The organism is Gardnerella sp. DNF01195, assembly GCF_049244175.1.
Lineage (GTDB): Bacteria > Actinomycetota > Actinomycetes > Actinomycetales > Bifidobacteriaceae > Bifidobacterium > Bifidobacterium leopoldii.
In genome coordinates this window covers 1030217-1054945 of sequence record NZ_CP058383.1, presented here as the reverse complement: position 1 = coordinate 1054945, position 24729 = coordinate 1030217, and the positions used below count along the sequence as shown (strand labels likewise).

Here is a 24729-nt window from a genome sequence, read left to right as displayed (position 1 = left end):
TGCTTCATGGCTGGCTTTATGAAGAACGTGATGTCATACGTTGGTATGGCAGATGTGCCTGAGGATGATGATTATGCTGAATCTGATGTTCAAGAAACGTCATTCGATAATGATCGCTCGGTAACTCCTGCTGTGTCGCAACATGGTAATGATTTGCGTGGTGGTTCTGCTCGTGCGAATGCTAGTCGTATGAGTCGTATCACTACAATTCATCCTAAGTCTTACGATGATGCGCAAATGGTAGGTCGTGCTTTGCGTGACGGTGTTCCAGTGGTTTTAAACCTTACTGGTGTAACTGAATCGGTTGCGTATCGTATTGTTGATTTTTCTGCTGGAGTTGTATTTGGTGTTCGCGGTTCTATTGAGCGTGTGACTCCTAGGGTATTTTTGCTAAGCCCAGCACAAGTGAATATCAAAGTAGAGGATGCTCCGAACGACAATACTGCGCGTGACTTGTTCTCCTAAAAATTGTATTTGCTAAAGAATTAATTGAGCAGCGTTTGTTTAACAACTTTCGCTGCTTTTTTATACTTTTTGGTAGCATAAAAGCGATGCGTACGAGCATGACTAAAATCATGCGAATTTAAACTAAAGGCATGTAACCCAAATAACGAAAGTAATCTCATGAGCACTGAAAATGAAAACGAAAACACTATGCAAGCCAAGCAACGCACTGTATTGTCGTTTGTGCGTCGTTCTGGGCGCTTAGATGCGCGTTTACAGCACGCTCAGGAGCGTTATGCAAGTCAGTACCTGCTAGACGTTACTGAAGCGCCTGGCTCATTTAGATTGCGCGAAAATTTGAACATTACGCATGATTGGATTAGCGATAAGTGGGGGAATGATAATCCGCTTATTGTTGAAATTGGCTCCGGGCAAGGCGAAAACATTGTTGCCGCAGCTGAACGTTTGCCGGAAACTAACTTTTTAGCGCTTGAAGTTTATGATCCAGGCGTTGCGCACACAATGCTTCTTGCTGGAAAGCAAGGTTTGACTAATCTTCGTATTGCGCAAATTAACGCTCCTGATTTCTTCGCTGCGTGCGACTGCGGAGTTTTAGAAGAAGTTTGGACTTTCTTCCCGGATCCATGGCCTAAAATGCGCCACCATAAGCGTCGTATTGTGCAGCCAGAGCTTGCCTCTACAATACACCAGGCGTTGCGTAGAGGGGGTGCGTGGCGCATTGCTACAGATATTGAGGACTACGCTTTGCATGTGCATGAGATTATGGATTCTCGCGAAGATTTTGCAAATATTGGCGAATTAAGCGCAAGTCTTCCAATTGAGCATGTAGGGAAAGGTACAGCTGATACTGCAGCAGCTCTTCCGCACGCAGATTTTAGCGAGTCTGAGCGCTTTGCTGGTCGAGTTCTTACGAATTTTGAGCGCAAAGGCTTGGAAGCTGGTCGCACGATTCACGACTTCACCTACATAGTACAATAATGCTTTGCCGCCGCTGTTCTCGTAGCTTTGCAGTTGTACTTAGCCTCAACACGCCGTGAGTTGCGCGACTCTTTTTTGAGTGTTAATATCATATGGTTTGGTTCGAAGCCCCCTTCGTCTAACGGTTAGGACACCAGACTTTCAATCTGACAACAAGAGTTCGACTCTCTTAGGGGGTACAAATTACGACGCCGCTGGGTTTTCAGCGGCGTTTTTCGTATTTCTGATTTTTGTATTTCTATTTTTACTGCTTACCCTATTTTTGCGCAGCAATTAGTTTTTCATATATTTTTTCTATAAATCGATATAACATCTGACAATGTATTAAATATCACAAAAGGTATATTGTGCTTTTTAGAGATGATACACTTTCTCATTGGTACTTCTGCCCGGGCTGCGTAGGTCAGGAAGTATTCAATTAAGTAATTTACAATGCGCAGCAGCTTAAAAAGGATTTCCTATGAGCGATATTTTCAATACAAATAATAATGGATTAGAATCATCTAATTGTGTAACGGATCAAGTGGATAGTAATGCTGCTTTTAGTATTAATAGGGTTGTAAGCATGCGTTGGCGTGTTGCAGATATCGCATTAGGTGCTGCTCTTGCTGCTGTTTTTGGCGTTATCTTGTATGGCTATGGCTTGGTGTTTATTCCTTTGATTCGTACTTTGAATGCAGCTGTTCTTCCTGGTTTTGCAAGCATTACGCATGGTGTTTGGTATTTGTCTGGAACTCTTGCAGTTTTGCTTATTCGTAAGCCAGGTTCTGCAGTGTATGTAAATGTTGTTGCAGCATTTGTACAGGTGCTTCTTGGAACTCCGTTTAATATGCGAGATACGCTTATTTCCGCACTTTTGCAGGGTGTGTTTGCGGAGATTCCGTTCTTAATTTTCCGTTTGCGAAAGTTTAATTTGACTTTAAGCGTTGTATCTGGATTATTGGTAGCGTTTGAGTATGGAGTTTACTTAACATTTACTAAGTATCAAGGTAAGGCTCCAACTTATATTACTATTCACATGCTTAATGAGCTTATTAGTGGATTGCTGCTTTCTGGAGTGCTTGTGTGGTTTGTGTATTTAGCTTTGCGCAAAACTGGTGCTCTTGATAACTTCGCATCTGGACGTTCTGACCGAGCTTGAAATCATCTGGATTTCAAGCTCCTTCAGAGCGTCGAGCTTGCTCAGGTTGAAAGCACGGTGTGCTTTCAACGCAAGCGAGGTCTGCCTTCGTCGTTATTGACGGAGGCAGATTTTGGTTGGTGTGGTTTTGTGTTGGGTTTTGTTTTTGTTTGTTTGGATTTTGACCGAGCTTGAAATCATCGGGATTTCAAGCTCAGTAATCCTAAGCAAGGTCAAAAATTCGACTCACTGAGTTGGCGACGTTTATGGGTATGTGCTAATCTAGTCGTTGCTAACTTTGTTAGCGTGGGGCTTTAGCTCAGTCGGTTAGAGCAGCGGACTCATAATCCGTCGGTCCAGGGTTCAAGCCCCTGAGGCCCCACAAGATATTAATAATGCCACTTCATTATGGTTTATGAAGTGGCATTTTTGTATCTTATAATTTAAATTTTATTTTTTGTTCTATTTGTTATTTTCTGCCAATGACAAGTAATCTGGTATTTGTTTTGGATACTTAGGCCATGCTCCTTCTTGAGTGCACACGAATGCTGCAGTATTAACAGCTGCGCGATGCGCCTCTTGTAAGCTTTCTCCTTTAAGAATATGCGCTGTGAATGTTCCTGAGAACGAGTCCCCAGCACCAACTGTGTCAAGAACGTCAACGTGTGGAGTTGGGATAGTTGAGCTTTCTCCAGTGCTAGTAGTAATCGTACTAAAAGTAGAGCCGCCTGTAAGAATCACATAATCTAGTGCATAACGAGCTTGGAACCACTTGCAAGCTTCCTCGTCTGAAGTGTCGCGAATATTGAACATGTCGCGCAATAAGAATAGTTCCGAATCGTTAAGCTTAAATACTGTGGCTTCTTGAAGTAATGTGTCAATAAGATCCTTAGAGTAGTGATCGCTTCTAATATTAATGTCGAAGAACTTCATTGCTCCAGGCTTAGTATGCTTTAACAATTGTAAAATTGTGTCGTGAGTTTCTTGAGAACGTAAGCTTAGAGTGCCAAAACATACTGCATCTGCTCGTTCTACTAAATCAATGAGTTCTCGAGTGTAAAGAATATGATCCCATGCTATATTTCGTAGAATAGTGTACTCTGGTATTCCATTTTTTAGTGTTACTTCTACAGTGCTTGTTGGCCAAGCGTTGCGTTGAATAATTGAAGCGATGCCAGCTTTGTTTACTTTGTCAATCAGCTCATCGCCGAGTTGGTCTTGACCAACAGCACTAATCATGCAACTTTGCGCTCCGTGACACTGTGCGTGATATGCAAAATTTGCTGGCGCTCCGCCAACACGTTTTCCGTGTGGGAGTAAATCCCATAAAAGTTCGCCGAGTGAAAGAACAATTGGCTTAGTCATAAATATTCCTTTCGCGCGCGTCAGTGCAGCAAATTTGTAGAGCTATACTTTTTACTAAATATCTTCTCGCTTCTTCAAAAGCATTTTGATGCAAATTTTGCTTGTAAAAATGCTATATAAACAATTATGGTGCGCCCTTTCGATAAGTAACATGCGCAATGCGTGTTACGTTTCTATAGAGCGCACCATAAGTGCCATATTGCGTACGTTTAACTTAGCTTATGCTGGCGTACTATATTATTATTTCGTTTTATTATATTTTTCTATTATTTTGATTTGCTGCTTAATGTTGGAAAATATCACTTTTGTGAGCTTGTTCAGCCATCCATGCTTCTACATCATCGATTTGCTTTGGAATGTCAATAGAAAGCCATTCTGGACCGTTTTCAGTCATTAGCACATCATCTTCAATACGAATTCCAATTCCGCGCATTTCTTCAGGAAGCATCAAATCGTTAGCTGCAAAGTATAATCCTGGCTCAATAGTGAATATCATTCCTGGAGTAATTTTTGCGCCCTGATAAGACTCATAGCGTGCTTGTGCGCAATCGTGCACATCCAAACCAAGATGATGAGCAACGCCGCAAGCGTGCCAACGACGATGCTGTTGACCTTCTGGCGAAAGTGATTCTTCAACGCTAACTTTCAAAATTCCCCATTCGTGCAAGTGTTCGGCTAGAACGCGCATGCAAGCATGGTGAATATCGGAGTAGGTTGCACCTGGCTTAGCTGCCTCAAAACCGGCTTGTTGAGCGTCAAGAACGCACTGGTAAAGCTTCTTTTGCAAGTCAGTGAATTTGCCATTTGTTGGGAAAGTTCGTGTAATGTCAGCAGTGTAGAGGCTGTTAACTTCAACGCCGGCATCAATAAGTAGCAATTCTCCGCTGGAAACAACGCCAGTATTGCGCATCCAGTGCAAAATTGGTGCGTGCTTGCCTGAAGCAACAATAGTGTCGTAGCCTACTTCGTTCCCTTCCTCGCGAGCAACAGAATTAAAAGCACCCTCAATCATGCGCTCGGAATGCTCATGACCTAAAGCATTAGGCAAACGCGTAAGCATGCGGTCAAAACCAAGTTTTGTGGCTGCAATAGCTTTGCGCATTTCGCGAATTTCGTAGTCGTCCTTAAGCATTCGTGCTTCTGCAGCGAATTCGTGCAATTTGTCGTCTGCGCAAGTGTTTGCATCTTCATCAGTAAATCCACTTGCTTCGCGCATTGTTTCAACTTTTGCAGTAAGCTCAGGATCCGTTTCTCGAACAATTCGCACGCGAATGCCCTCACCATTAGCGTCGTCGCTTACATTCTTTGCAATAGCGTCGTCAAGTTCTGCAATATCGCGCGTTTCAATGCCGGTCATTGCTTTAAGTTCTTTTAAGCCTGCACGAGGGCCGACCCAATATTCTCCATAGTGAGGATCCTTGTAAAATGCTGAAGTGCTGTTATCTGCGCGTGGAGCTACAAAAAGCTCAGGTACATGTGTTTTTCCAGCCTTAGCTTCTTCGCTATCTTTGTTGACTGGCTCCATAACAAGCACAGCACCAGCCTCATAGTCTTGACCTAATCCAGTGTAGTAGGCAAATGTAGTGTCTGGGCGGAAAGCATAATCACAGTCGTTATTACGCACCTTTGGTTGTCCTGCAGGAATAACTAAACGTTCGCCTGGGAAACGTTTTGAAAGAGCCTCTAAACGAGCTGGAATATACCTACTAGATTCAAGAGCCTTAACTTCTGGCTCCTGGTTATCCCAGTTATTCGTCATAAAATCTTTAAAAGAATCACTGTTTGGACGAAGTGAACGGTTATTTACACGATCTTCTGTCTTTTGTGTTCCGTCAGCCTTTAGCTCTTCGCCGTGCTCAGTTGGCGTATATTCTGCCATTGTGAGGCTCCTTAATTTTTGCTTGTTAATTTTTGCTTGCGCAAATTATACAAATAGTAAATAAACAGTCAATAAACTAACATAGTCTTATTTAGTGTTTTATGCGAGTTTTTTAGTGCAAAATAGCAAGATTTTATACGCAATTTACAAAGTGCGTATAAAACGCTTTTGCTATGTGAATATTGTCACAACATATTTATATGCGTGTGTTGTTGGTATCAACTAATCTAGATAGTTGGAAAATGAGTGAGCGAGCGTAAAAATTAGGGGGAGTAGTTATGTCTATTGAAAATCCAAATCGCAATAATGAGCGAATTGTTGATATTGAACGCAATATTATGAGCCGAGCTCCAGAACATAATAAAACTAATCTCGACTTGGACCGCATGCGTCTTATTCTCGATATTTTAGGTCATCCAGAGCAGTCTATGCGTGTTATTCACATAACTGGTACGAACGGCAAAGGTTCTACTGCTCGAATGGCTGAGTCGATTTGTCGAGCATACGGTTTGCGAACCGGATTATATACTTCTCCACATTTGGAGCGCGTAAACGAGCGCATTATGATTGACGGACAGGAAATTAGTGACGATCAGTTCGTTGATGTGTGGGATCAAATGAAAGACATTATCGACATGGTTGACGCTCGCATGGAGGCTGACGGTAAGCCAAAAATGAGCTTTTTTGAAGTGCTTACAGCCATGGCAATTTGGGCTTTTGCGGATGCTCCTGTTGATGTTGCTGTTATGGAAGTTGGCATGGGTGGTGAATGGGATGCCACCAATGTTATGAATGCTGATGCTGCAATTATTGGGCCGGTTGATATGGATCACATGCAATGGCTTGGAAACACTGTTGAAGAGATTGCTCGCACGAAGGCTGGTATTATCAAGCCAAATTGCACTGTTATTTTGGGTCCTCAGCCGCATGAAGCTAAGGTTTTGCCAATTATTAAGGAAGTTGCGGAGCGCAATCATGCTACATTATTGCGCGATTCTTCTTATGGAGATGGCGAGCTTGAAGTTGTGTCTCGTACTCCTGCAGTTGGTGGACAGGTTGTTACTTTGCGCACGCCTCTTGGCACTTATGAGGATGTTCCGATTGACAAGTTTGGCAAACATCAGGCTCATAATGCTTTGGCAGCTCTTGCTGCTGCAGAGGTTGTGTTGCCTGTAAATGGTGCTTTGGATGGCGATTTAGTTGCAGAGGCTTTAAGCCAGGTTAAGGTTCCTGGTCGTATTGAGCAGGTTCGTACTTCGCCTACGATCATTATTGACGGTGGACATAACGTGAATGCTGCTGAGTCTCTTCGCGAAACTATTGAAGAAAACTATCATTTTGAGCAGCTTATTGGCGTTGTGGCAATGATGGCAGATAAGCAAGTTGAAGAATACTTGGGTGTTCTTGAGCCTATTTTGACGAAGATTGTTGTTACGCGTAATTCTTGGCGCGACCGTGTAATGGATCCAGAAGAGCTCGAAAAGATTGCTGTAGGCGTATTTGGCGAGGATCGCGTAATTCGTGTTGACGAGTTGCCGGATGCTATTCAAACTGCCGTTGATTTAGTTGATGAAGACGATGAGCTTGGTGTGGGCTATGGTCATGGAGTGCTTATTTGCGGTAGTTTCGTCACTGCAGGAGACGCGCGCACAATGCTTGTTGAGCACGTGAATCCGGATCTAAAAAAGCCAAAGGATCAGCGCGTAGCAATCCACCCAAATATTGACGAGTCCTGATAAGCTATTTTTGCTACTTCATTCGCAAAGATTTAGCTTTTTCTACAGTATTTTTTACAAGTACTGCTTGAGCGTCAACTAACGGTATTTGCGGAAGAGGGAAAGCTTCATTAAGCACACTTAATTCTGTGCAACCCAAAATAAGTGCGTCGCAACGGCACGCTCCTGCAGGGTCAAGCATGTCGCTTAAAACGGACTCGTAACGGCGTAAATTAAGATCGCCTGTGCCTTTTACATCATCATAAATAAGTGATGTAATGCGTTTTTGTAAATCGTCGTCGGGTGCTACGAATGTGTATCCTGCTTCTTCTATAGCGCGCTGATACACTCCAGCTTTACGCGACCCTGCAGTACCTAAGAATCCAATACGGTTACATTTAGACTTTGGGTAACGTTTAGAAACTTCAGCTACAGCACCACGCGGCATATGCATAATTGGCACATCGGTGAGTGCTTGGAACTTATCGTAAAAGTAATGCGCAGTATTGCACGTGAGCACAATAAATGAAGCACCCATCGCAGTTGCTTTAGCTATGTCGTCTGCAAGAGTAGGGAATGGGTTTTCGGATGATTCGCCAACAATATATGCTGTTCTATCTGGCACAGAAGCATCATTGAACACCACATAATCTAAAAACTCTTGATCGTTATGCGCATGCGTTTCTTTGTTAAGTAAACGAATATAGCTTTCTGTTGCAAGTGTGCCCATGCCGCCAAGTACAGCAAAAAACGGACGTTTCATTGTCTCATATTCCCTTCAAAGTTACGTAATAATTTTCACGCTTTATTGCGGAAAAATTCTGCATAACGTCTTGTGTAAATTGAAAACATATGACGAATCATCAACCAGCGTAGCAGATTCATATCTTTTTTATATTCTAGCGTAGTGCCCCAATCGCCGCGACGAATCATATTAAGACCGCGCTTCTTTTCATCGCCTTCTGCTACATAATTGCAAAATATCGATCGCGGAATCTCCATCCACAGCTTTTCTCCACGGCCGAACACAGTATTCCCGTCAAAAGGCTTATGGTCAATTAAATCTTCAACAAAATATTTAGCAATATTAAATCCGTTTAAAGTGACGAAATAGCTTGAACGTCCTTGGCGTAAATTGATTTCAAAAAGCTTATATTTTCCGTCTCTCTCATCGTATTTCATATCAAAATTAGCTACGCCAACGTAACGTATATCTTCCAAAAATGCTTTAATATTTTGGAAAACTTCCTCATTATAGTCTGGAATAATAGCTGCATAATTTCCGATTGCTTCTGGAGTTGGATCCTCCAGTAGAGGGTGTCCTAGAAACATCATGCGCACATGATGGTCGCTATCAACGTAAGCATTTAGCACACGCATGCGGCTGTCGTCTCCAGGAATAAAGTCTTGCAAAATCATTTCGTCATCGTAGCCAGCTTTGTACGAGCGTTGAATAAGAGTATCAAGTTCTTGCGGAGTATTGATAATAAAAGCTTTTTTACGTCCCTCAAAATCAATGTCAAGCCATTTAGTGCTATTCGCTGGTTTCATAGCAATAGGGAAGCTGAATGGCAAATCTTCATAAGCGTGCGCTGCTACTTCTTGAGCGTTTACAACTTTAGTTTTTGGATGAGGAAGATTGTATTTTTCACAAGTTTTATAGAATGAGCTTTTAAGGCTAAGCTGGCGATTGAGCGAATTTGGCAATGTGTGGAAAGCAAAATATTCGTGCAATTCATCACCGCATTGGCTTAGGAGGTTCGCATATACGTCGCCGCAAGGAATAAGCAGAAGCTTGGTATTAGGATGATCCTCATGCCATGATTTAGCAAAATTAAGCATTGTATTGCGGAATGTAGGAAGTTCTCCAAAGCCTGGAACAATTCTCACATCGACAATTTTGCTAAATTTCGTAGGTGAAAGTTGGAAGTGCGCAAAAGCAATTGAAGTAATGCCATATTCTTCATGGAATGCTCGAGCCATGCCATATGCGTTTATATCGCTACCGAGTAACACAGGTTGGAATTGTTGATTATTCATTTGTATCTTCTTCATTTGTTTTAATTTGTTATTTAACTTGTTTGTTATTTAGTTTGTTAGCTAGTTTGTTATTTAGTTTATGTAGTAATTGCGTTTATTTTATTCGTATATTTTCATACTTTCGCATAAGCGTATTACAGACCAAAAAGACGCTTTATTACGAATGAATCACCCTCATATGGCACATGCTTTCGTTTGTTTTTAATCCAACGTTCATCGCCCTTACCAATAGCAAGAAGAATGTTTAATCTTCCATTTTTTTGTTCGCTGTTTGCAGCATCGTTGTAAGCGCATTCTATTGCTTCAGCTCTGTCGATAATAATGCGTGAAGAAACATTTGGGTTCGTAACATAACTTTGCATATCCTCGCAAATATGCATTACGTCTTCAGTATCAGTATCTTCAGTAGTGAAAATAAACTGTTCTATGCGGTTTTGCGCTGCTTCAACAATTTCTTTACGACGGTCGACAGCTTTATCTCCTGTGGAACCAGTTATTAGCGTAATTCGAGGATTAAATTTGCCGTAGCGCTCTTCTACAAAGTCAAGAACTGATTTTGTAGAAATGTAGTTATGCGCATAGTCGACAACTGCAATCATATTTGAGTGCGTGTCTTTGAAAACTTCCATGCGTCCAGAAATTTTCACGTTCTCAATAGCGTGTAATGCGTGTAAATCAGTATCTTGATTAATTCCCAATTCTCCTGCAATAGCGATTGCAGCTAAAGCATTTTCGTAGTTAAAATCTCCTGCAATAGACAATGCGAATTCGTCAATAGGGCAGTAGTGCACGTCTTCTTCGTAGTCGTTATCTTCATAGTCGTCGTCTTCGCTTGAGTCTCGCATAGCGATGCAATGTGATTCACTATTTTCTACTGGCATTGCAATGTAGTCAGGAGTAAGTAATTCTGTGTAGTCATCATCGTTAGCAGGAGCGCAATAATTTATGCGATCGTCGTCAATATCATCGAAATTGTCATTTTCGCAAGCGTCGCTTTCTATTTCATCTTTTTTAATGCGAGCAAAAGTTGTTACGAGCACATTGTTGCGTTCCGCATCTTGTAAAAGAAGATCTGCGTGATCTGTATCAGAATTTAGTACTAAACGCTTAGTATTTGCAATAATTTGTCGTTTGCAATACAAGTAATCTTCAAAAGTTGGGTGCTCAATAGGGCTAATGTGGTCTGGGCTAATGTTTAAGAATGCTGCAACATCGAATTTAAGACCGTATACGCGATTCACCTTATAAGCTTGCGAAGAAACTTCCATAACAAGATACTTCATGCCGTTATCTACAGCTTCGCGCATCATTTTGAAAGCATCAAAACTTTCAGGAGTAGTTAAATTAGATTCAACGTAATTTTTTCCGTCTACGCAATTATCTACTGAAGAAAACAGTGCTGCTTTACCGTGCGAATGGGAGTTTAGAATAGCGTGAGTAAAGTAGGCTGTAGTTGTTTTGCCTTTAGTTCCAGTAATTCCAACAATAGTGAGTTTTTCTTGTGGATTTCCAAAGAATGCTGCTGCAAGCACGCTCATTGCTTTTTTAGCATCCGTAACAATTAAACCAACAGCTTTTGTGTATTGTGCGTAGCTTTGTTCAGCAACATATGCAGCAAGTCCTTTGTTGTCTGCATTTAAAAGATATTCCGACTGAAAATTGCCTTTAATAAACAGAAGTGTCCCAGGTGTAATATCGCGAGTATCGTAAGTTGCGTTAGTAAAGCACTCATCTGCATCAATATTTGGGAAATAATACGGATTTAAAGACCATATTTCATTGCGAGAATGAGTAGAGTCTACAGTTTTTTCTTTAGTATTAGCACTATTAGTATCTTCTGCTTTACAATATTGAATCATTTCGCGTAACAAACCATAGTGTTGCAAAATTTCACTTGCGTTTGCTAGTGACAACGTGTTATGCATGATCATAATTTACTTCTTTTCGCCAAATGTTTTATAGCCATGTTCCAGTAATAGGCTCACGTCCGTGAGATTGCAGCCATTGATTGAAGCTATCTCGCCAATTAATATAAGCTTCGCGCTGCCAATCCATCATAGTATTCAGCCTCATGCAACTTACTGACTCATATAGTTTGCTCATTGGAGCAATCAAATCAAGAGCTGCAACTGTGTCTGCTGTAGCATCGTGGAAATCTCCGATTGGTTCAACTCCATAAAATTGAGATGTAATAGTGAGAGTACGCTTGCCGGATCTTCTAGAAACAGCTCTATCGATAACAAGAGGATCAACAGTAAGAATGTCATTAGCGTTTAGTGCATGTATTGAACAAGTTGCGCGTTCTTCTAGCGCAGTAAGATGCCAACGCTTCAAGTCGTGACGTAACATTGAAATATCAAATGGAGCGTTATAAGCAAGTAGTGGAATATTCTTAGCTTGAGCCATGCTTACTGCGCGTGCAAGGAATTCAAGTTCTTCTTCAGGCTCTCCGCCGTGTTCTTGAAGGTATTCGTCTGTGAAACCATTTACTTCGCTTGCCTTAGGATTCATAGGCTGATGAGGGTTAATTAACCAAGTTGATACCACATCTCCATCGTGAGCTAGTTCAGGATTGCGTAATACTAGAGTTGCAGAAACAATGGCATCTTTACCAATATTTGCACCTGTAGTTTCAGTGTCGAAACCAAGTAACCATGATTCAGCAAGTAATGTATTCTCAGCTTGCTTAGGTGCTAAATCTAAAGCATTTAACAATTCTTGAATATGAGTTGGCATAGTCACAATACTACCGCAATGTCACGCAATGTCACACTATGCCGCGCTGCATTATTGTGCTGCGATGTGTTATCATCTCGCGCTGCGCTACACTATGCAACACGACAAATTAGTAGCTATATGTGCAAAGTAAAAGTATTATTGACTATATGGGTGAGCAAATCGAGAAGACAAATGTTATGTGCTCTAAAAGCGTAAGAGCTAAAAAACAAAGTGCAAAAAATTGTAATGCTCGCTTATTTAGTGATCGTTTAGTAGATACTAAGCAAAGTTCTGCAATGGAAAGTCGACGCAAAAGATTTGAACAACTTGTATCTACTTGCGTTGATCCTTTGTACACTCAAGCTATGCGTCTTACGCAAAATGCGCAGGATGCGCAAGATTTAGTGCAAGATACTTTTGAGCGTGCTCTTAAATCTTTTGAAACTTTTCAGCCTGGCACAAATTTTGCTGCCTGGATTAACAGGATTGAACGAAATTTGTATTTTAATCAGTACGCGAAAGCAAAACGAAGCCCTAAACGTGCTAACGATGAAACTGGCGACTACAATGATTGGGATATCTATGAGGCTTCTAATCATTGCGCAAAAGGGATGCTTTCTGCTGAACAAGAATATTTAGAAGGGTTTGCTCCACAAGAGATTATTGCTGCGCTTAGTAAGTTGCCGCCTGAGCGTAGAAAAGTTTTTATTGAAGTCGCTATTCGAGGTAAATCTTATAAACAAATTGCCCAAGAAGAAGGCGTAAAAATAGGCACTATTATGAGCAGACTTAACCGCGCTCGCATGCAACTTAAACGTGAGCTTTCTGATTATTGTGGTGAATAAAAGTATGCTAAAACGAAAAAGCCCACGATTGACGTGGGCTTTACAGTATGTATAAGCGAATTTATAGCTTAAGCATTTGGTCTTTTGCCATGATTCGCTGCTTTTTTACGACGCGCCTTGCGCTTGCGGCCACGCATACCCATAATGCACTCCTTAACGATTAATGAACAACCTTAGGGATTATCGCACGTTGCCAAGACGTTATATTTGTCAACGTACTAATCTCGTGCGAGTAATCACTTGTTAGTAGCAATATTTGCAGTAATAAAGCTTATGTTGCTTATGCTGCTATATCAGCTACAGTTGCGTTTAATAATGTTACGATATCTTGAGGATTAAGAACTACGTCCAATCCTCGTTTTCCTCCAGAAACAAGAATCTCATCAAATTGCATTACGCTACTATCTAGTACTGTTTCATGGTGCGTTTTTTGTCCGAATGGTGAAATTCCGCCAACTACGTAGCCGCTTTCTCGTTGCGCAACTTCTGGGCTTGTCATACTTGCTTTCTTTGCGTGTACTGCTCCTGCAATTGCTTTCATATTGAGGCGTCCGTTTACTGGAACAATTCCAACCACTCGCTTTTCACCAGTGTCAACCATAAGAGTTTTGCAAACTTGAGCTGCGCTTACGCCTAGCTTCTCAGCAGCCTCAATTCCATAGCCGTCGTCCATGTGATCAGCGTCATGCTCGTATTGCGCTATGCGGAAGGTGATGCCTGCGTTTTCGAGTTGCGCAATAGCTGGAGTTGCTTTTCCGGTTTCTGCATGTTTTTTACTCATTTTGTTACCGTGCCTTATACTCAACTGTCAAATTGTGTTACATGATATGCTATACCGACTGTTGACTTAGTGTATATTAAACATATAAACCCCTTGTGGAGCTTAGAAAGCAGCACAAGGGGTTTATATATTAAATATTCGCACAACCAGCTATTGCTGATTGATGCTTAGCGAAATCACTCGGAGATTTCAGCGAAGTAAAGAAGAGTGCGAATCATGTTGGAAGTGAAGCCGTACTCGTTGTCGTAGAAGGTAACGGTACGAGCCAAAGTTACACCGTCAACAGTGTTCACATCGGTCTGAGTTGGATCGAAAACGCCACCGTGGGTGTCGCCGATGATGTCAGAAGACACGATGCTGTCTGCATTGTAACCGAAGTACTCGCAGTTTTCGAAAGCCTTCTTGAAAGCGTCGTTAATTTCTTCAGTGGTTGCTGGCTTCTCAAGAACAGTGGTCAACTCGGTAACAGAGCCGTCTGGAACCTGAATGCGCTGTGCGTGACCCTGGAGCTTGCCGTTAACTTCTGGCACAACCTTGCCGATTGCCTTAGCAGCGCCGGTGGAGTGCTCAATGGTGTTGCAAGCTGCGGAACGGTTGTTGCGTGGCTTGGAGCCGCGTGGGCCGTCGAGAATCATCTGAGTGCCGGTGTAGGCGTGAATTGTGGTCATGAAGCCGGACTTGATTCCCCAGTTGTCTTGAAGCAACTTCACCATTGCGGCCATGGAGTTGGTGGTGCAAGAACCAGCGGAAACAATGTTGTCAGAAGCCTTCAAGATTTCGTGGTTAACACCGAACACAACTGTTGGAGTGGTTTCATCCTTAGCAGGAGCAGAAATAAGAACCTTCTTAGCACCTGCGTTCAAGTGAGCCTGGGACTTTTCTGCAGAAGTGTAGAAACCGGTGCATTCGAGAACGAATTCAACGCCATCGTTCTTAACCCATGGAATGTTATTTGCGTCTTTTTCGGCGTAAACCTTGTAAGTCTTGCCATCTACAACGATTGCGTCTTCGGTGGAGGTTACCTCAACTGGGGTGCCGTCATCGTGGCGGAATGTGCCGTGGGTGCTGTCATACTTGAGCAAGTAGGCGAGCATCGAAGGGGTGGTCAGATCGTTGATGGCTGCGACTTCGATGTCACCTGCTTGACCGCCGCGAGCCTGAAGCTCAAAAATACGACGGAATGCGAGACGACCGATACGACCGAAACCATTAATACCAATCTTGACTGTCATGTGGTTCTCCCTTGAGTGAGACCTCGTGCGCAAGGTTTTAAGTCGCGCTATTTTCGCGATGAAAACTCACGCATTTAGGTCATCGTTATTTGAATTAACGGTGTTCATTTTAGTGTGCGGTATGTACGAAGAGTTGTAATATAGCTCACTTTTATTGCAATCATGCACTATGAGAACAGTGAGCGTTAACATGCTGTGTTTTATGAGTGTTTTTGTGAATTTTTTGATAGTTTCCAGTTGCGTTTTTGCATAACATTTTACGAATCAATATTGTTCAATTGAACAACGAGTGTAATTTTAAAAAGAAAAAGGCTGACGAGTTTTTCAAGTAAAAGAACCTCGTCAGCCATTTGCATAAACTAAAGTTTGCGCCTATTCGTTATACGTCATTGCTTCAGCAGCTGCAGTAGTCGAATATGTTGGAGTAGTCTCGCTTTCAAGAGGAACTGCTAATGCCTCAGATATAGAAGTATCGACTTCGCCTAAATCTCCAATTGGTCTTTTAAACCAGCTCACCTGTGGTAATGGAGCATTAATAGGGAAGGTTACAATAAGTGTTCCTTCATGAACGTCAATATGAGCAGGCGTATCATTTAATAATTCGTTACTTAAACCTTGTACTGCATCTCCATGCATGGTTGCGTGTTTAAGCTGATACTTTAATCCAACTTCATTTACATCATTAGAAACTGGAGTATGAGAAAAAACGGAAACTATGCGCAAATCATCTCCAGATGATGCTGGAAAATCAAGAGATCCATCATGTATTGCTGTAACAATTTGACCGTCGCCGTACAAGAATCCAATTCCGCCGCGGCGCGCTAAACGAACCATAAGTTGAATATTAGAAATAGTATGGTCAACTCGACCACCTAATCCTCCAAAAATATGAAATTCTCGAGAGCCTTTAGCCCAACCAACTTTTAACGCAGAAAGTAAGTCAGGATCATCTTTTTCTGCAGGCAATCTAGTAATAACTGCATCAGTAGGAAGTTTTAATCTAACAGAGTCAAAATCGCCGATGAGCGCATCCACATGCAAACCTAATTTACATGCATGATCCCAGCCTCCATCAGCTGCAATTGTTAAAGCGCGATCTGGCACATGTTCACGCGTATGATCGTAATAATCTCCTGCTGCTAATACTACGCAGCGTTGCAAAGGTTCCATAACAACATAATAACGCTGCATTTGTACTGATGACATACATTTATAACAAGAGTTTATAAGCGTAGTGTCAATCAACATTTGACTACGTTTTATGCCATTTTTCGGATTTGATATTAGCGCATTTGATTGTTTTTATTCCGACAAATACAGGAATTTTAGACTAATACTCGCTTAACATAAAGTGCTTGGTGTAGTATTGCATGGCAAGTTAGATTTTCCAAGTTATTATGGATTTTCGTTAATTATTTGCTAGTAGACTAACGTAATGCTGTGTTGTATATTCTACGAGGAGAAATAAATGTGCGGAATTGCAGGGTTCATTAATGACACCCCAATTAACGTCAAAAGCCAAATTGTAAAAGATATGACAGATGTGATTGCGCATCGTGGTCCTGACGAATATGGAACTATGATTGACGAACACGCAGCACTCGGTTTTCGTCGACTTAGCATTATAGATCTTCACGGTGGATCCCAACCTATGTACAACGAGGATGGGAATCTTGCAGTTACTTTCAATGGTGAGATTTATAACTACAAGCCACTTCGCGAAGAACTTATTAAAGCTGGTCACACTTTCCACACTGATTGCGACACAGAAGTATTAGTGCACGGCTACGAAGAGTGGGGTAAAGGCTTACTTAATCGTTTACGCGGAATGTTTGCATTCGTTATTTGGAACAAAAGTACTCAAGAATTGTTCGGCGCTCGCGACCATTTCGGTATTAAGCCTTTTTATTATGCGCAAATGAATGGTACTTTTATGTACGGATCCGAAATTAAATCTTTACTGCGCCATCCAGATTTTAAGAAGGAGCTTAACGAAAATGCGCTTAAGCCGTTTATGACATTCCAATATCCTGCAATTAACGAAACTTTCTTCAAGGGCGTTTTTAAGCTGCGTGAAGGTAATTGCTTTACGTATAAGAATGGCGAAATGAAGATTGAGCAATATTACGATCCTAATTTCAAAGAAACAAAGCAACGCTTGAATGAATTAGTTGATTCTATCGATAAAACAGTTTGTGATTCTGTTCAAGCTCACCAAATTGCGGATGTTGAAGTTGGTTCGTTCCTTTCTTCTGGAGTTGATTCAAGTTATGTTGCAGCTGTTGCACGCCCTGAACACACATATTCTATTGGTTTTGCTGGTGGAAGATACAATGAATCCAAACAAGCAAGTGAATTGGCAAAAATTATTGGCTTAAACAATAAATCTGAAATTATTGACGCTGCTGACGCATTCCGTTATTTTCCACAAATTCAGTGGTATTTGGACGAACCTGATTCTAATTTCTCTTGCGTCCCATTATTCTTCCTTGCAAAATTAGCTTCGCAAGATTTACGCGTTGTGCTAAGCGGTGAGGGAGCAGATGAATTATTTGCAGGATACATTGATTATGGTGTTCATACGCGTTCTAAACTTATTAAAGTTGTGACTCGCATGCTTGCAAAGTTGCCAAAAAAGTTGCGTTACGCGATTGGTCGAGCTGCAAAGGGTAAGCATTTCCACGGAGCGTGGCATTTGTACGCTAATTTGGCTCCAGCTGAGGAGCATTTTATCGGTCAGTCAAAGGTTTTCAATGAGGAAGATGCTGTAAAACTTTTGAAACCTGAGTATCGCAAGGGTCCTAGCGTTCGCAGCATTGTCGATGCTATTTACAATAGAATTGCTGGTAAGGGACTTTCTGAAGTGAAGAAAAAGCAATATCTTGATATGCATCAATGGATGCCAGGAGATATTTTGCTTAAGGCAGATAAAATGACTATGGCACATTCTTTGGAGCTTCGCGTGCCTTTGCTTGATCGTGTTCTTATGGATGTTGCAGAAAAAGTTCCTACTAAATATTTAATTACTGATGAAAATACGAAGTTTGCTTTCCGACAAGCTGCTTCCCGTCATTTGCCAAAAGCTTGGTATGACAGAGAAAAGCTTGGTTTCCCTGTGCCAGTTAAGGATTGGTTGCGTGAGGAACGTTTTTATAAGATTGTTCGTAAAACGTTTGAAAGTGACGATGCTGCTAAATTCTTCGATAGAGATGCTTTACTTCGTATGATTGACGATAATTATGCAAAGAAAAATGACGATCGCCGTAAGATTTGGACAGTTTACACATTCCTGACTTGGTATGATGTGTACTTTAATCACGATGGATTGAAGCCTGAGCCAATGCAGTTAGCGTAGAAATCGCATAGTTCTAGCTTTGATTTGTGGCAGTCAAAACACGTTTCGTGTGTTGACTGCCTTTTTGTCAAGGCTTCTAGTAGAATAGATATTCGGCTTGAGTAATCAAGAAAGTGGGATGTCCCCACCTGGAAGCCTACTGTGGTTTCGGGTTCATGACTTCGGTCACGCAAGTTAGCTTCTTGTGCTGCTTGCTGCGCTGTTATATAGCGTTTTATTGATATGAAGTAGTGAATCTTAAGCTCTTGGACTTCTTGGTGTATTACATCTTACAAGTATTTAGAAGGATTGGAGTCATCATTAGCGACGAACCACGCATTAACGAGGAAATTCGAGTCCCTCAGGTGCGCCTTATTGGTCCAAAGGGCGAGCAAGTGGGAGTTATCGCAACCTCTGTCGCGTTAAACCTTGCAAGGGAAGCTAACCTCGATCTTGTCGAAGTTGCACCTACTGCTAAGCCTCCAGTAGCCAAGCTTATTGACTACGGTAAGTACAAGTACAACGAAAAGATTAAGGCTCGTGAAGCACGTCGTAATCAGACTGTCGCAGAGGTTAAGGAAATTCGTTTCCGCCTCAAGATCGACGATCACGATTTCGATGTGAAGAAAGGTCATGTGCTTCGTTTCTTGAACGGCGGAGACAAGGTAAAAGTAACTATTATGTTGCGTGGCCGTGAGCAATCTCGTCCGGTTGGTGGCGTTGAATTGTTGCGCCGACTTGCAGATGAGGTCTCTGAAAGTGGCACAGTAGAGTTTGCGCCAAAGCAAGAAGGTCGAAATATTATTATGACTCTTGCTCCAAAAGGCAAGAAAATTCATACACAGTCTGAGCAACGTCGTCGTGGCGCTGAATCTCGCGCTGAGCGTCAAGCTCGTCAGGCTGCTCGTCTTGCAGCTAAGCAAGAGGTTCAGTCACAAGCTGCAGCTGCAGTAAATGCTATGCAATCCGATCAACATCACAAGGAGGGCAGCAATGCCGAAGATGAAAACTAATTCCGCAGCGTCCAAGCGCGTTCGTCTTACCGGTACCGGTAAGGTGATGCACGATGGTAGCGCCATGCGCCACAACTTGGAGCACAAGTCGGCTCGTAAGCGTCGTGCTCTTTCTGAAGATAAAGTATTGGCTACTGCGCAGAGCAAGAAGCTTAAGGGCTTGCTCGTTAAGTAAGTAACAAGTAAGAATTGCTTGTAAACGAATACGCAATCGAAAATTTTTAAGAAAGCTGAGGAATACTTATGGCACGAGTAAAGCGCGCAGTAAACGCTCACAAGAAGCGTCGCGTTGTTCTTGAGAGGGCTTCTGGCTACCGCGGTCAGCGCTCCCGTCTTTATCGCAAGGCAAAGGAACAGCTGCTCCACTCATTTACTTATAACTTCCGCGACCGCAAGGCTCGCAAGGGTGATTTCCGCAAGTTGTGGATTCAGCGCATTAACGCAGCAGTTCGCGCTGAAGGCATCACTTACAATCGCTTCATTCAGGGCTTGCACTTGGCAGGCATCGAATTGGATCGTCGCGCTCTTGCTGAGCTCGCAGTTTCCGATATTGAAGCTTTCAAGGCTGTTGTTGAAGCTGCTAAGGCTGCATTGCCAGCTGATGTAAACGCTCCAGTTGAAGCCTGATTTTGCTTTAATAGAGTTCTATTTTAAGCCCACCAATTTAGGTGGGCTTTTTCTTTTAAATCAACAAATTTACTTATTAGCTATAATTATTTTTATGCGCTCAAATCTTGATTCTGACAATAGGAAAAATAATATTCCTGAAGAGTTTGCACTTCATATTCAACGCTTTATTGCGCATATTGATATTGAGCGTGGTCTTTCTAAAAAAACAGTATCTGCATACGCTTCAGATTTGCAAGATTACACATGCTGGCTTTACGACGAACGAAAAATAAAAGATATTACTACTATTTCTCAATTAGATATTGAATCATATATTCGAACTTTGAATGAATTAGGGTTGGGGACTAGGACAGTTGCGCGTCGACTTGCAAGTATTCACGAGTGGCATCGCTTTATGCTTGCTCATGGTGACATACAAGCTGACGTTTCAGCGCAAGTAAAAGCTCCAAAACAAGCAGACTACTTACCGGATGTTTTAAGTATTGAAGAAGTAAATAGAGTTATTGAAGCTGCAGGGAATTTTGGAAGTTCCGATGCTATTTCGATTAGAGATACTGCGCTTCTCGAGTTTTTATACGCTACTGGAGCGCGAATTTCGGAAGCAGTTGGCGTAAAATTCGAAGATATTGATTTAAATGAGTCCGTTGTAAAACTTACAGGTAAAGGCTCTAAGCAGCGTTTAGTTCCGATTGGTGGGTGTGCTGTTCGTGCTCTTCGTAACTATATGGAGAAATCTCGCCCAGAATTAGCGTCCAAGGGCAAACGTGAATTGCACACAATTTTCTTAAATAAGAGAGGTAATGCACTTTCTCGCCAATCAGCATGGGCAATAGTAACGCAAGCTGGCGAGCGTGCAAAACTTGACAAACCATTGCATCCGCATACGCTGCGCCATTCTCTTGCCACGCATCTTATTGCAGGTGGTGCTGATGTGCGCACAGTTCAAGAGTTACTTGGACATGCTTCAGTTACAACAACTCAAATTTATACGCATATTAGTCCTGACGCATTAGTTGAAGCTTACGTAATGAGTCATCCTCGAGCTAAATAATTTTATGCTCAGAGTTTCGTGAGTATACCTGTTGATAAAGTGGGGAGCATGCCTACTGATTTACTTGGACGCGAATACGAAACTTTTCATGCACCAGAGCCGTTAACTTCACACGGTCCTGCTCGCATTATTGCAATGTGCAACCAGAAAGGTGGAGTTGGTAAAACTACAAGTTCCATTAATATTGCTGGCGCACTAAGTCAGTATGGTCGTCGCGTTTTGATTGTTGATTTCGATCCGCAAGGTGCGGCAACAGTTGGACTTGGAATTAACGCAAATGCGCTTGATAATACAGTTTATACGGCATTATTTGATTCGTCTGTGGACGTTCACGACGTAATTCGTCATACTGAAACAGAAAATATTGATATTATTCCTGCAAATATTGATTTATCTGCAGCTGAAGTTCAGTTAGTAACCGAAGTAGGACGAGAGCAAATATTAGCAGGTGTATTACGCAAAGTGCGTGACGAATACGACGTTATTATAGTTGATTGCCAGCCTTCTCTCGGCTTGCTTACTGTAAATGCGTTAACAGCAGCTGATGGCGTGATTATTCCACTTGCTGCAGAGTTCTTTGCTCTTCGAGGCGTGGCTCTTCTTATGCAGTCAATTGAGAAGGTACAATCTCGTATTAATCCAAATCTTAAAGTATTTGGAGTTCTTGTCACTATGTATACTCGCACGCTTCATAGTGAGGAAGTGTTGCAGCGCATTTATGAAGCTTTCCAAGATAAAGTTTTGCATTCCGTGATTTCGCGTTCTATTAAGCTGCCAGATTCTACAGTTGCTGCAGTTCCTATCACTATTTTTGCTCCTGAGCACAAGACTGCAAAAGAGTACCGCGAAGTTGCGCGTGAGCTTATTGCTAAAGGTGTTGTTGCTTAAGTTCTTGTGATTCTGCGTTAGTATGTTTTGTAAAGCTGTCTTAGCTCGCTAGTAAAATCGGTGCGGTTTGGCAGCTTACCTATTTGGGCGCTCGTCAATAAGGTATATGGCTACTGTTTTAGCTGATGTTTATAGCTTAAATGGTTGCATGTTAATAATTACTTAAACGCGAAGAATGGAAGAGGTTTGTGATGACTGTTCGCGGTGATATTCGAAATGTGGCAATTGTGGCGCACGTAGACCACGGTAAGACCACTCTGGTAAACGCCATGCTTCAGCAGTCGCACGTATTTTCTGAGCGTGAAGAAGTTCCAGATCGCGTTATGGATTCCAATGATTTGGAACGCGAAAAGGGCATTACTATTCTTGCTAAGAACACTGCTGTTCAGTACACAGGTCCATTAGCTGAAAAGTATGGTCATCCAGAAGGTATCACTATTAACGTTATTGATACTCCAGGTCACGCTGATTTCGGTGGTGAGGTCGAGCGTGGTATCTCTATGGTTGACGGCGTTGTTTTGTTGGTTGACGCTTCTGAAGGTCCTCTTCCACAGACTCGCTTTGTGCTTCGTAAAGCTTTGGAAGCTAAGCTTCCTGTTATTTTGTGCGTAAATAAGGTAGATCGTCCAGATGCTCGTATTGAAGAAGTTGTTGGCGAATCTACAGATTTGCTTCTTGGCTTGGCTCAGGATGTTGTTGAGGAAGGTATTGACCTCGATCTCGACGCTTTGCTTGATTTGCCAGTAATTTATTGCGCTGCTAAAGCTGGTTATGCTTCTGTTAATCAGCCTGCGAATGGTGCTCTTCCGGATAACGATAATTTGGAGCCACTGTTTGATTCTATTATTTCGAACATTCCAGCTCCTGAATACGAAGAAGGCGCTCCTCTTCAAGCTCATGTTGCAAACATTGATTCCTCTGACTTCTTGGGTCGTCTTGGTTTAGTGCGAATTTACAATGGTACTTTGGAAAAGGGCAAGACTTACGGTCTTTCTCGTGTCGATGGTTCCATTGAAAACTTCCGTGTTTCTGAGCTTCTTCGCACTCAAGGTTTGGAGCGCACTCCTGTAGCTTCTGCAGGTCCTGGCGATATTGTGGCTGTTGCTGGCGTAAACGACATTATGATTGGTGAAACTATCGTTGACCAGAATGATCCAAAGCCGCTTCCATTGATTCATGTCGACGATCCTGCAATTTCTATGACTTTCGGCGTGAACGATTCTCCTCTTGCTGGAACTGAAGGCAAAGATCATAAGCTTACTGCTCGTATGATTAAGGATCGTTTGGATCGCGAGCTTATTGGTAACGTTTCTATTAAGGTTATTCCAACTGAGCGCCCAGATGCTTGGGAAGTTCAAGGTCGTGGCGAGCTTGCTTTGGCTGTGTTAGCTGAGCAGATGCGTCGCGAGGGCTACGAGCTTACAGTTGGTCGTCCTCAGGTCGTTACCAAGACTATTGATGGTCAAATTAATGAGCCTATGGAAAGCACTACGATTGATGTCCCAGAAGAATACATGGGTACCGTCACTCAGCTTATGGCTGATCGTAAGGGTCGTATGGATTCTATGAGCAACCACGGTTCTGGTTGGGTTCGTTTGCAATTTACTGTTCCTTCTCGCGGTCTTATCGGTTTCCGCACTGCTTTGCTTTCTGCTACTCGCGGAACTGGTATTGCAAGCTCTATTTCCGCTGGTTATGCTCCATGGGCTGGTCAGATTGTGACTCGTCAGAATGGTTCCATGGTTTGCGATCGCAAGGGTGTTGCAACTCCTTATGCTATGCAGCGTTTGCAAGCTCGTGGTATCTTCTTCGTTGATCCACAAAGCCCAGTTTACGAAGGTCAAATCGTTGGTATTAACAATAAGCCAGATGAGCTGGATGTAAATATTACGCTTGCTAAGCACATGACTAATATGCGTTCTTCAACTGCTGACGTGCTTGAAACTTTAACTCCACCAATTAAGATGAGCTTGGAAGAGTCTCTTGACTTCGCTAACGAAGACGAGTGCGTGGAAGTTACGCCTGAAGCAATTCGCGTGCGCAAGATTATTTTGAGCCGCGATGAGTGGTACAAGTGGCGTGCTAAGCAGCGTCGTCAAAACAACAACGCTGCATGATAATCGCAATATACCAATTAGTGATGGAACGTTAGGCTTATTATGTCGTCGAAACCGTGGTCGCATCGCTTGCCTTCGTGGGGCAGGTATGCGACCACGTGTGTTTCTGCGCTAATATGCGCGTTGATTGGTACGTTTGCTCATCGCTGCGGTGCAGTGGATAATATTCCTTACGGATTTGCATTATCTATGCTTTTGCTATTTTTGTCTGCTTGGTGTGCAAGATCTCGTAGTGGTTGGAGTGGATTATTTATTCATGCAATAGTTTTTTCATTCGTAGCTTGGCTTATTGCTTTAGATTTTGTTGGTAGCGCAATTCTTGTACCTGTTGGTTTCACAATACCGTTGCCATGGTGTTCGCAATATGTTGGATATTTTTGGCTTTTCGGCATTCTTGTTGCTCACTTAGTTTTGCTTTGTATGCCTCAGCGTTGGTTTGTTATTGAATAGTAAAATAAGTAAAGAATTTGCAATAATTTAAGCTCAATTTTGCATAAAAAGCAGTATTAAGCAGTATTTTTTACAGTAGTCTTGATTACAATATTCTTAACTGCAACA

The 24729-nt window shown here is 42.2% G+C and carries 23 protein-coding genes and 2 tRNA genes; 15 read left to right on the top strand and 10 right to left on the bottom strand.

Annotation, left to right across the window (positions count from 1 at the left end):
* Window positions 1–6: 6 nt before the first annotated feature.
* From HXT43_RS03965 to HXT43_RS03945, 5 genes are all read left to right on the top strand, one after another.
* Window positions 7–465 (top strand): cell division protein SepF, encoded by a 459-nt coding sequence (locus HXT43_RS03965; RefSeq protein WP_004105139.1) that lies wholly within the window; start codon window positions 7–9, stop codon window positions 463–465.
* 159 nt (window positions 466–624) lie between these two features.
* Window positions 625–1443, top strand: a complete 819-nt coding sequence (trmB, locus tag HXT43_RS03960; RefSeq protein ID WP_116442639.1) for a tRNA (guanosine(46)-N7)-methyltransferase TrmB — start codon at window positions 625–627, stop codon at window positions 1441–1443.
* Between the two features lie 107 nt (window positions 1444–1550).
* Window positions 1551–1622: transfer RNA gene (locus tag HXT43_RS03955), tRNA-Glu, on the top strand.
* A 281-nt stretch (window positions 1623–1903) separates the two neighbouring features.
* Window positions 1904–2584, top strand: coding sequence for an ECF transporter S component (locus HXT43_RS03950; RefSeq protein ID WP_032842304.1), 681 nt, complete (start codon window positions 1904–1906; stop codon window positions 2582–2584).
* A gap of 287 nt (window positions 2585–2871) precedes the next feature.
* Window positions 2872–2945, top strand: a tRNA-Ile gene (locus tag HXT43_RS03945).
* Between the two features lie 80 nt (window positions 2946–3025).
* Here HXT43_RS03945 and HXT43_RS03940 read toward each other — a convergent pair.
* Entirely contained in the window at window positions 3026–3928 is a 903-nt protein-coding gene (locus HXT43_RS03940) for a carbohydrate kinase family protein (protein WP_004105130.1), read from the bottom strand.
* 283 nt (window positions 3929–4211) lie between these two features.
* Complete coding sequence (locus HXT43_RS03935; RefSeq protein WP_004573905.1) at window positions 4212–5807, bottom strand: aminopeptidase P family protein; 1596 nt, start codon at window positions 5805–5807, stop codon at window positions 4212–4214.
* A gap of 278 nt (window positions 5808–6085) precedes the next feature.
* Between HXT43_RS03935 and HXT43_RS03930 the strand changes: the two genes are divergently transcribed.
* Window positions 6086–7543: a bifunctional folylpolyglutamate synthase/dihydrofolate synthase gene (locus HXT43_RS03930; protein WP_116442640.1), complete on the top strand. Its 1458-nt coding sequence runs from the start codon at window positions 6086–6088 to the stop codon at window positions 7541–7543.
* 13 nt (window positions 7544–7556) lie between these two features.
* Here the strand turns inward: HXT43_RS03930 and HXT43_RS03925 are convergent, their stop codons facing one another.
* From HXT43_RS03925 to HXT43_RS03910, 4 genes are all read right to left on the bottom strand, one after another.
* Entirely contained in the window at window positions 7557–8285 is a 729-nt protein-coding gene (locus HXT43_RS03925) for an aspartate/glutamate racemase family protein (protein ID WP_004105127.1), read from the bottom strand.
* Between the two features lie 35 nt (window positions 8286–8320).
* Window positions 8321–9562 carry a carboxylate--amine ligase gene (locus HXT43_RS03920; protein WP_410299450.1) on the bottom strand — a complete coding sequence of 414 codons (1242 nt, stop codon included), beginning with the start codon at window positions 9560–9562 and terminating at the stop codon, window positions 8321–8323.
* A 134-nt stretch (window positions 9563–9696) separates the two neighbouring features.
* On the bottom strand, window positions 9697–11493 hold the full coding sequence (locus tag HXT43_RS03915; RefSeq protein WP_174164129.1) for a UDP-N-acetylmuramoyl-L-alanyl-D-glutamate--2,6-diaminopimelate ligase: 1797 nt from the start codon (window positions 11491–11493) through the stop codon (window positions 9697–9699).
* A gap of 25 nt (window positions 11494–11518) precedes the next feature.
* Complete coding sequence (locus HXT43_RS03910) at window positions 11519–12298, bottom strand: exonuclease domain-containing protein (protein ID WP_004573910.1); 780 nt, start codon at window positions 12296–12298, stop codon at window positions 11519–11521.
* A 278-nt stretch (window positions 12299–12576) separates the two neighbouring features.
* Here HXT43_RS03910 and HXT43_RS03905 point away from each other — a divergent pair, with 278 nt between their 5' ends.
* Window positions 12577–13125, top strand: coding sequence for a sigma-70 family RNA polymerase sigma factor (locus tag HXT43_RS03905; protein WP_415706227.1), 549 nt, complete (start codon window positions 12577–12579; stop codon window positions 13123–13125).
* Window positions 13126–13193: 68 nt separating this feature from the next.
* Here the strand turns inward: HXT43_RS03905 and HXT43_RS03900 are convergent, their stop codons facing one another.
* The 4 genes from HXT43_RS03900 to HXT43_RS03885 form a co-directional block, all read right to left on the bottom strand.
* Complete coding sequence (locus HXT43_RS03900; protein WP_369803150.1) at window positions 13194–13268, bottom strand: 50S ribosomal protein bL37; 75 nt, start codon at window positions 13266–13268, stop codon at window positions 13194–13196.
* A 137-nt stretch (window positions 13269–13405) separates the two neighbouring features.
* Window positions 13406–13906: a Cys-tRNA(Pro) deacylase gene (gene ybaK, locus HXT43_RS03895; RefSeq protein WP_004105119.1), complete on the bottom strand. Its 501-nt coding sequence runs from the start codon at window positions 13904–13906 to the stop codon at window positions 13406–13408.
* A 176-nt stretch (window positions 13907–14082) separates the two neighbouring features.
* Window positions 14083–15138 (bottom strand): type I glyceraldehyde-3-phosphate dehydrogenase, encoded by a 1056-nt coding sequence (gap, locus tag HXT43_RS03890; RefSeq protein WP_004573912.1) that lies wholly within the window; start codon window positions 15136–15138, stop codon window positions 14083–14085.
* A gap of 372 nt (window positions 15139–15510) precedes the next feature.
* Complete coding sequence (locus HXT43_RS03885; RefSeq protein ID WP_101886177.1) at window positions 15511–16308, bottom strand: thiamine diphosphokinase; 798 nt, start codon at window positions 16306–16308, stop codon at window positions 15511–15513.
* A 298-nt stretch (window positions 16309–16606) separates the two neighbouring features.
* On the opposite strand from HXT43_RS03885, the gene asnB reads away from it, so the two are divergent.
* From asnB to HXT43_RS03845, 8 genes are all read left to right on the top strand, one after another.
* Window positions 16607–18493 carry an asparagine synthase (glutamine-hydrolyzing) gene (gene asnB / locus HXT43_RS03880; RefSeq protein WP_004105112.1) on the top strand — a complete coding sequence of 629 codons (1887 nt, stop codon included), beginning with the start codon at window positions 16607–16609 and terminating at the stop codon, window positions 18491–18493.
* Window positions 18494–18723: 230 nt separating this feature from the next.
* The gene (gene infC / locus HXT43_RS03875; RefSeq protein WP_012913964.1) at window positions 18724–19485 is read left to right on the top strand and encodes a translation initiation factor IF-3; all 762 of its coding nucleotides are present in this window, start codon (window positions 18724–18726) and stop codon (window positions 19483–19485) included.
* Window positions 19466–19660, top strand: coding sequence for a 50S ribosomal protein L35 (gene rpmI, locus HXT43_RS03870; protein ID WP_004128670.1), 195 nt, complete (start codon window positions 19466–19468; stop codon window positions 19658–19660). Before infC ends, rpmI begins: the two co-directional genes overlap by 20 nt.
* 68 nt (window positions 19661–19728) lie before the next feature.
* A complete protein-coding gene (gene rplT / locus HXT43_RS03865; RefSeq protein ID WP_004105106.1) occupies window positions 19729–20112 on the top strand; it encodes a 50S ribosomal protein L20 in 384 nt (127 codons plus the stop codon).
* Window positions 20113–20206: 94 nt separating this feature from the next.
* Window positions 20207–21166, top strand: a complete 960-nt coding sequence (gene xerD, locus HXT43_RS03860; protein WP_004105098.1) for a site-specific tyrosine recombinase XerD — start codon at window positions 20207–20209, stop codon at window positions 21164–21166.
* A gap of 48 nt (window positions 21167–21214) precedes the next feature.
* Complete coding sequence (locus tag HXT43_RS03855; protein WP_004105096.1) at window positions 21215–22054, top strand: ParA family protein; 840 nt, start codon at window positions 21215–21217, stop codon at window positions 22052–22054.
* Window positions 22055–22245: 191 nt separating this feature from the next.
* Complete coding sequence (gene typA / locus HXT43_RS03850; protein ID WP_004105095.1) at window positions 22246–24171, top strand: translational GTPase TypA; 1926 nt, start codon at window positions 22246–22248, stop codon at window positions 24169–24171.
* A gap of 42 nt (window positions 24172–24213) precedes the next feature.
* Complete coding sequence (locus HXT43_RS03845; RefSeq protein ID WP_004573915.1) at window positions 24214–24621, top strand: hypothetical protein; 408 nt, start codon at window positions 24214–24216, stop codon at window positions 24619–24621.
* Window positions 24622–24729 lie beyond the last annotated feature (108 nt).

Excerpts from the sequence above, each read along its gene's own strand:
- HXT43_RS03935 (WP_004573905.1), bottom strand. The coding sequence starts at position 5,807 with ATGGCAGAATATACGCCAACTGAGCACGGCGAAGAGCTAAAGGCTGAC.
- HXT43_RS03915 (WP_174164129.1), bottom strand. The coding sequence starts at position 11,493 with ATGATCATGCATAACACGTTGTCACTAGCAAACGCAAGTGAAATTTTG.
- HXT43_RS03910 (WP_004573910.1), bottom strand. The coding sequence starts at position 12,298 with ATGCCAACTCATATTCAAGAATTGTTAAATGCTTTAGATTTAGCACCT.
- HXT43_RS03925 (WP_004105127.1), bottom strand. The coding sequence starts at position 8,285 with ATGAAACGTCCGTTTTTTGCTGTACTTGGCGGCATGGGCACACTTGCA.
- HXT43_RS03930 (WP_116442640.1), top strand. The coding sequence starts at position 6,086 with ATGTCTATTGAAAATCCAAATCGCAATAATGAGCGAATTGTTGATATT.
- asnB (WP_004105112.1), top strand. The coding sequence starts at position 16,607 with ATGTGCGGAATTGCAGGGTTCATTAATGACACCCCAATTAACGTCAAA.
- gap (WP_004573912.1), bottom strand. The coding sequence starts at position 15,138 with ATGACAGTCAAGATTGGTATTAATGGTTTCGGTCGTATCGGTCGTCTC.
- HXT43_RS03965 (WP_004105139.1), top strand. The coding sequence starts at position 7 with ATGGCTGGCTTTATGAAGAACGTGATGTCATACGTTGGTATGGCAGAT.
- HXT43_RS03920 (WP_410299450.1), bottom strand. The coding sequence starts at position 9,562 with ATGAATAATCAACAATTCCAACCTGTGTTACTCGGTAGCGATATAAAC.
- typA (WP_004105095.1), top strand. The coding sequence starts at position 22,246 with ATGACTGTTCGCGGTGATATTCGAAATGTGGCAATTGTGGCGCACGTA.
- HXT43_RS03845 (WP_004573915.1), top strand. The coding sequence starts at position 24,214 with ATGTCGTCGAAACCGTGGTCGCATCGCTTGCCTTCGTGGGGCAGGTAT.
- HXT43_RS03855 (WP_004105096.1), top strand. The coding sequence starts at position 21,215 with ATGCCTACTGATTTACTTGGACGCGAATACGAAACTTTTCATGCACCA.
- rpmI (WP_004128670.1), top strand. The coding sequence starts at position 19,466 with ATGCCGAAGATGAAAACTAATTCCGCAGCGTCCAAGCGCGTTCGTCTT.
- trmB (WP_116442639.1), top strand. The coding sequence starts at position 625 with ATGAGCACTGAAAATGAAAACGAAAACACTATGCAAGCCAAGCAACGC.
- HXT43_RS03940 (WP_004105130.1), bottom strand. The coding sequence starts at position 3,928 with ATGACTAAGCCAATTGTTCTTTCACTCGGCGAACTTTTATGGGATTTA.
- xerD (WP_004105098.1), top strand. The coding sequence starts at position 20,207 with ATGCGCTCAAATCTTGATTCTGACAATAGGAAAAATAATATTCCTGAA.
- ybaK (WP_004105119.1), bottom strand. The coding sequence starts at position 13,906 with ATGAGTAAAAAACATGCAGAAACCGGAAAAGCAACTCCAGCTATTGCG.
- HXT43_RS03950 (WP_032842304.1), top strand. The coding sequence starts at position 1,904 with ATGAGCGATATTTTCAATACAAATAATAATGGATTAGAATCATCTAAT.
- rplT (WP_004105106.1), top strand. The coding sequence starts at position 19,729 with ATGGCACGAGTAAAGCGCGCAGTAAACGCTCACAAGAAGCGTCGCGTT.
- HXT43_RS03905 (WP_415706227.1), top strand. The coding sequence starts at position 12,577 with ATGGAAAGTCGACGCAAAAGATTTGAACAACTTGTATCTACTTGCGTT.
- HXT43_RS03885 (WP_101886177.1), bottom strand. The coding sequence starts at position 16,308 with ATGGAACCTTTGCAACGCTGCGTAGTATTAGCAGCAGGAGATTATTAC.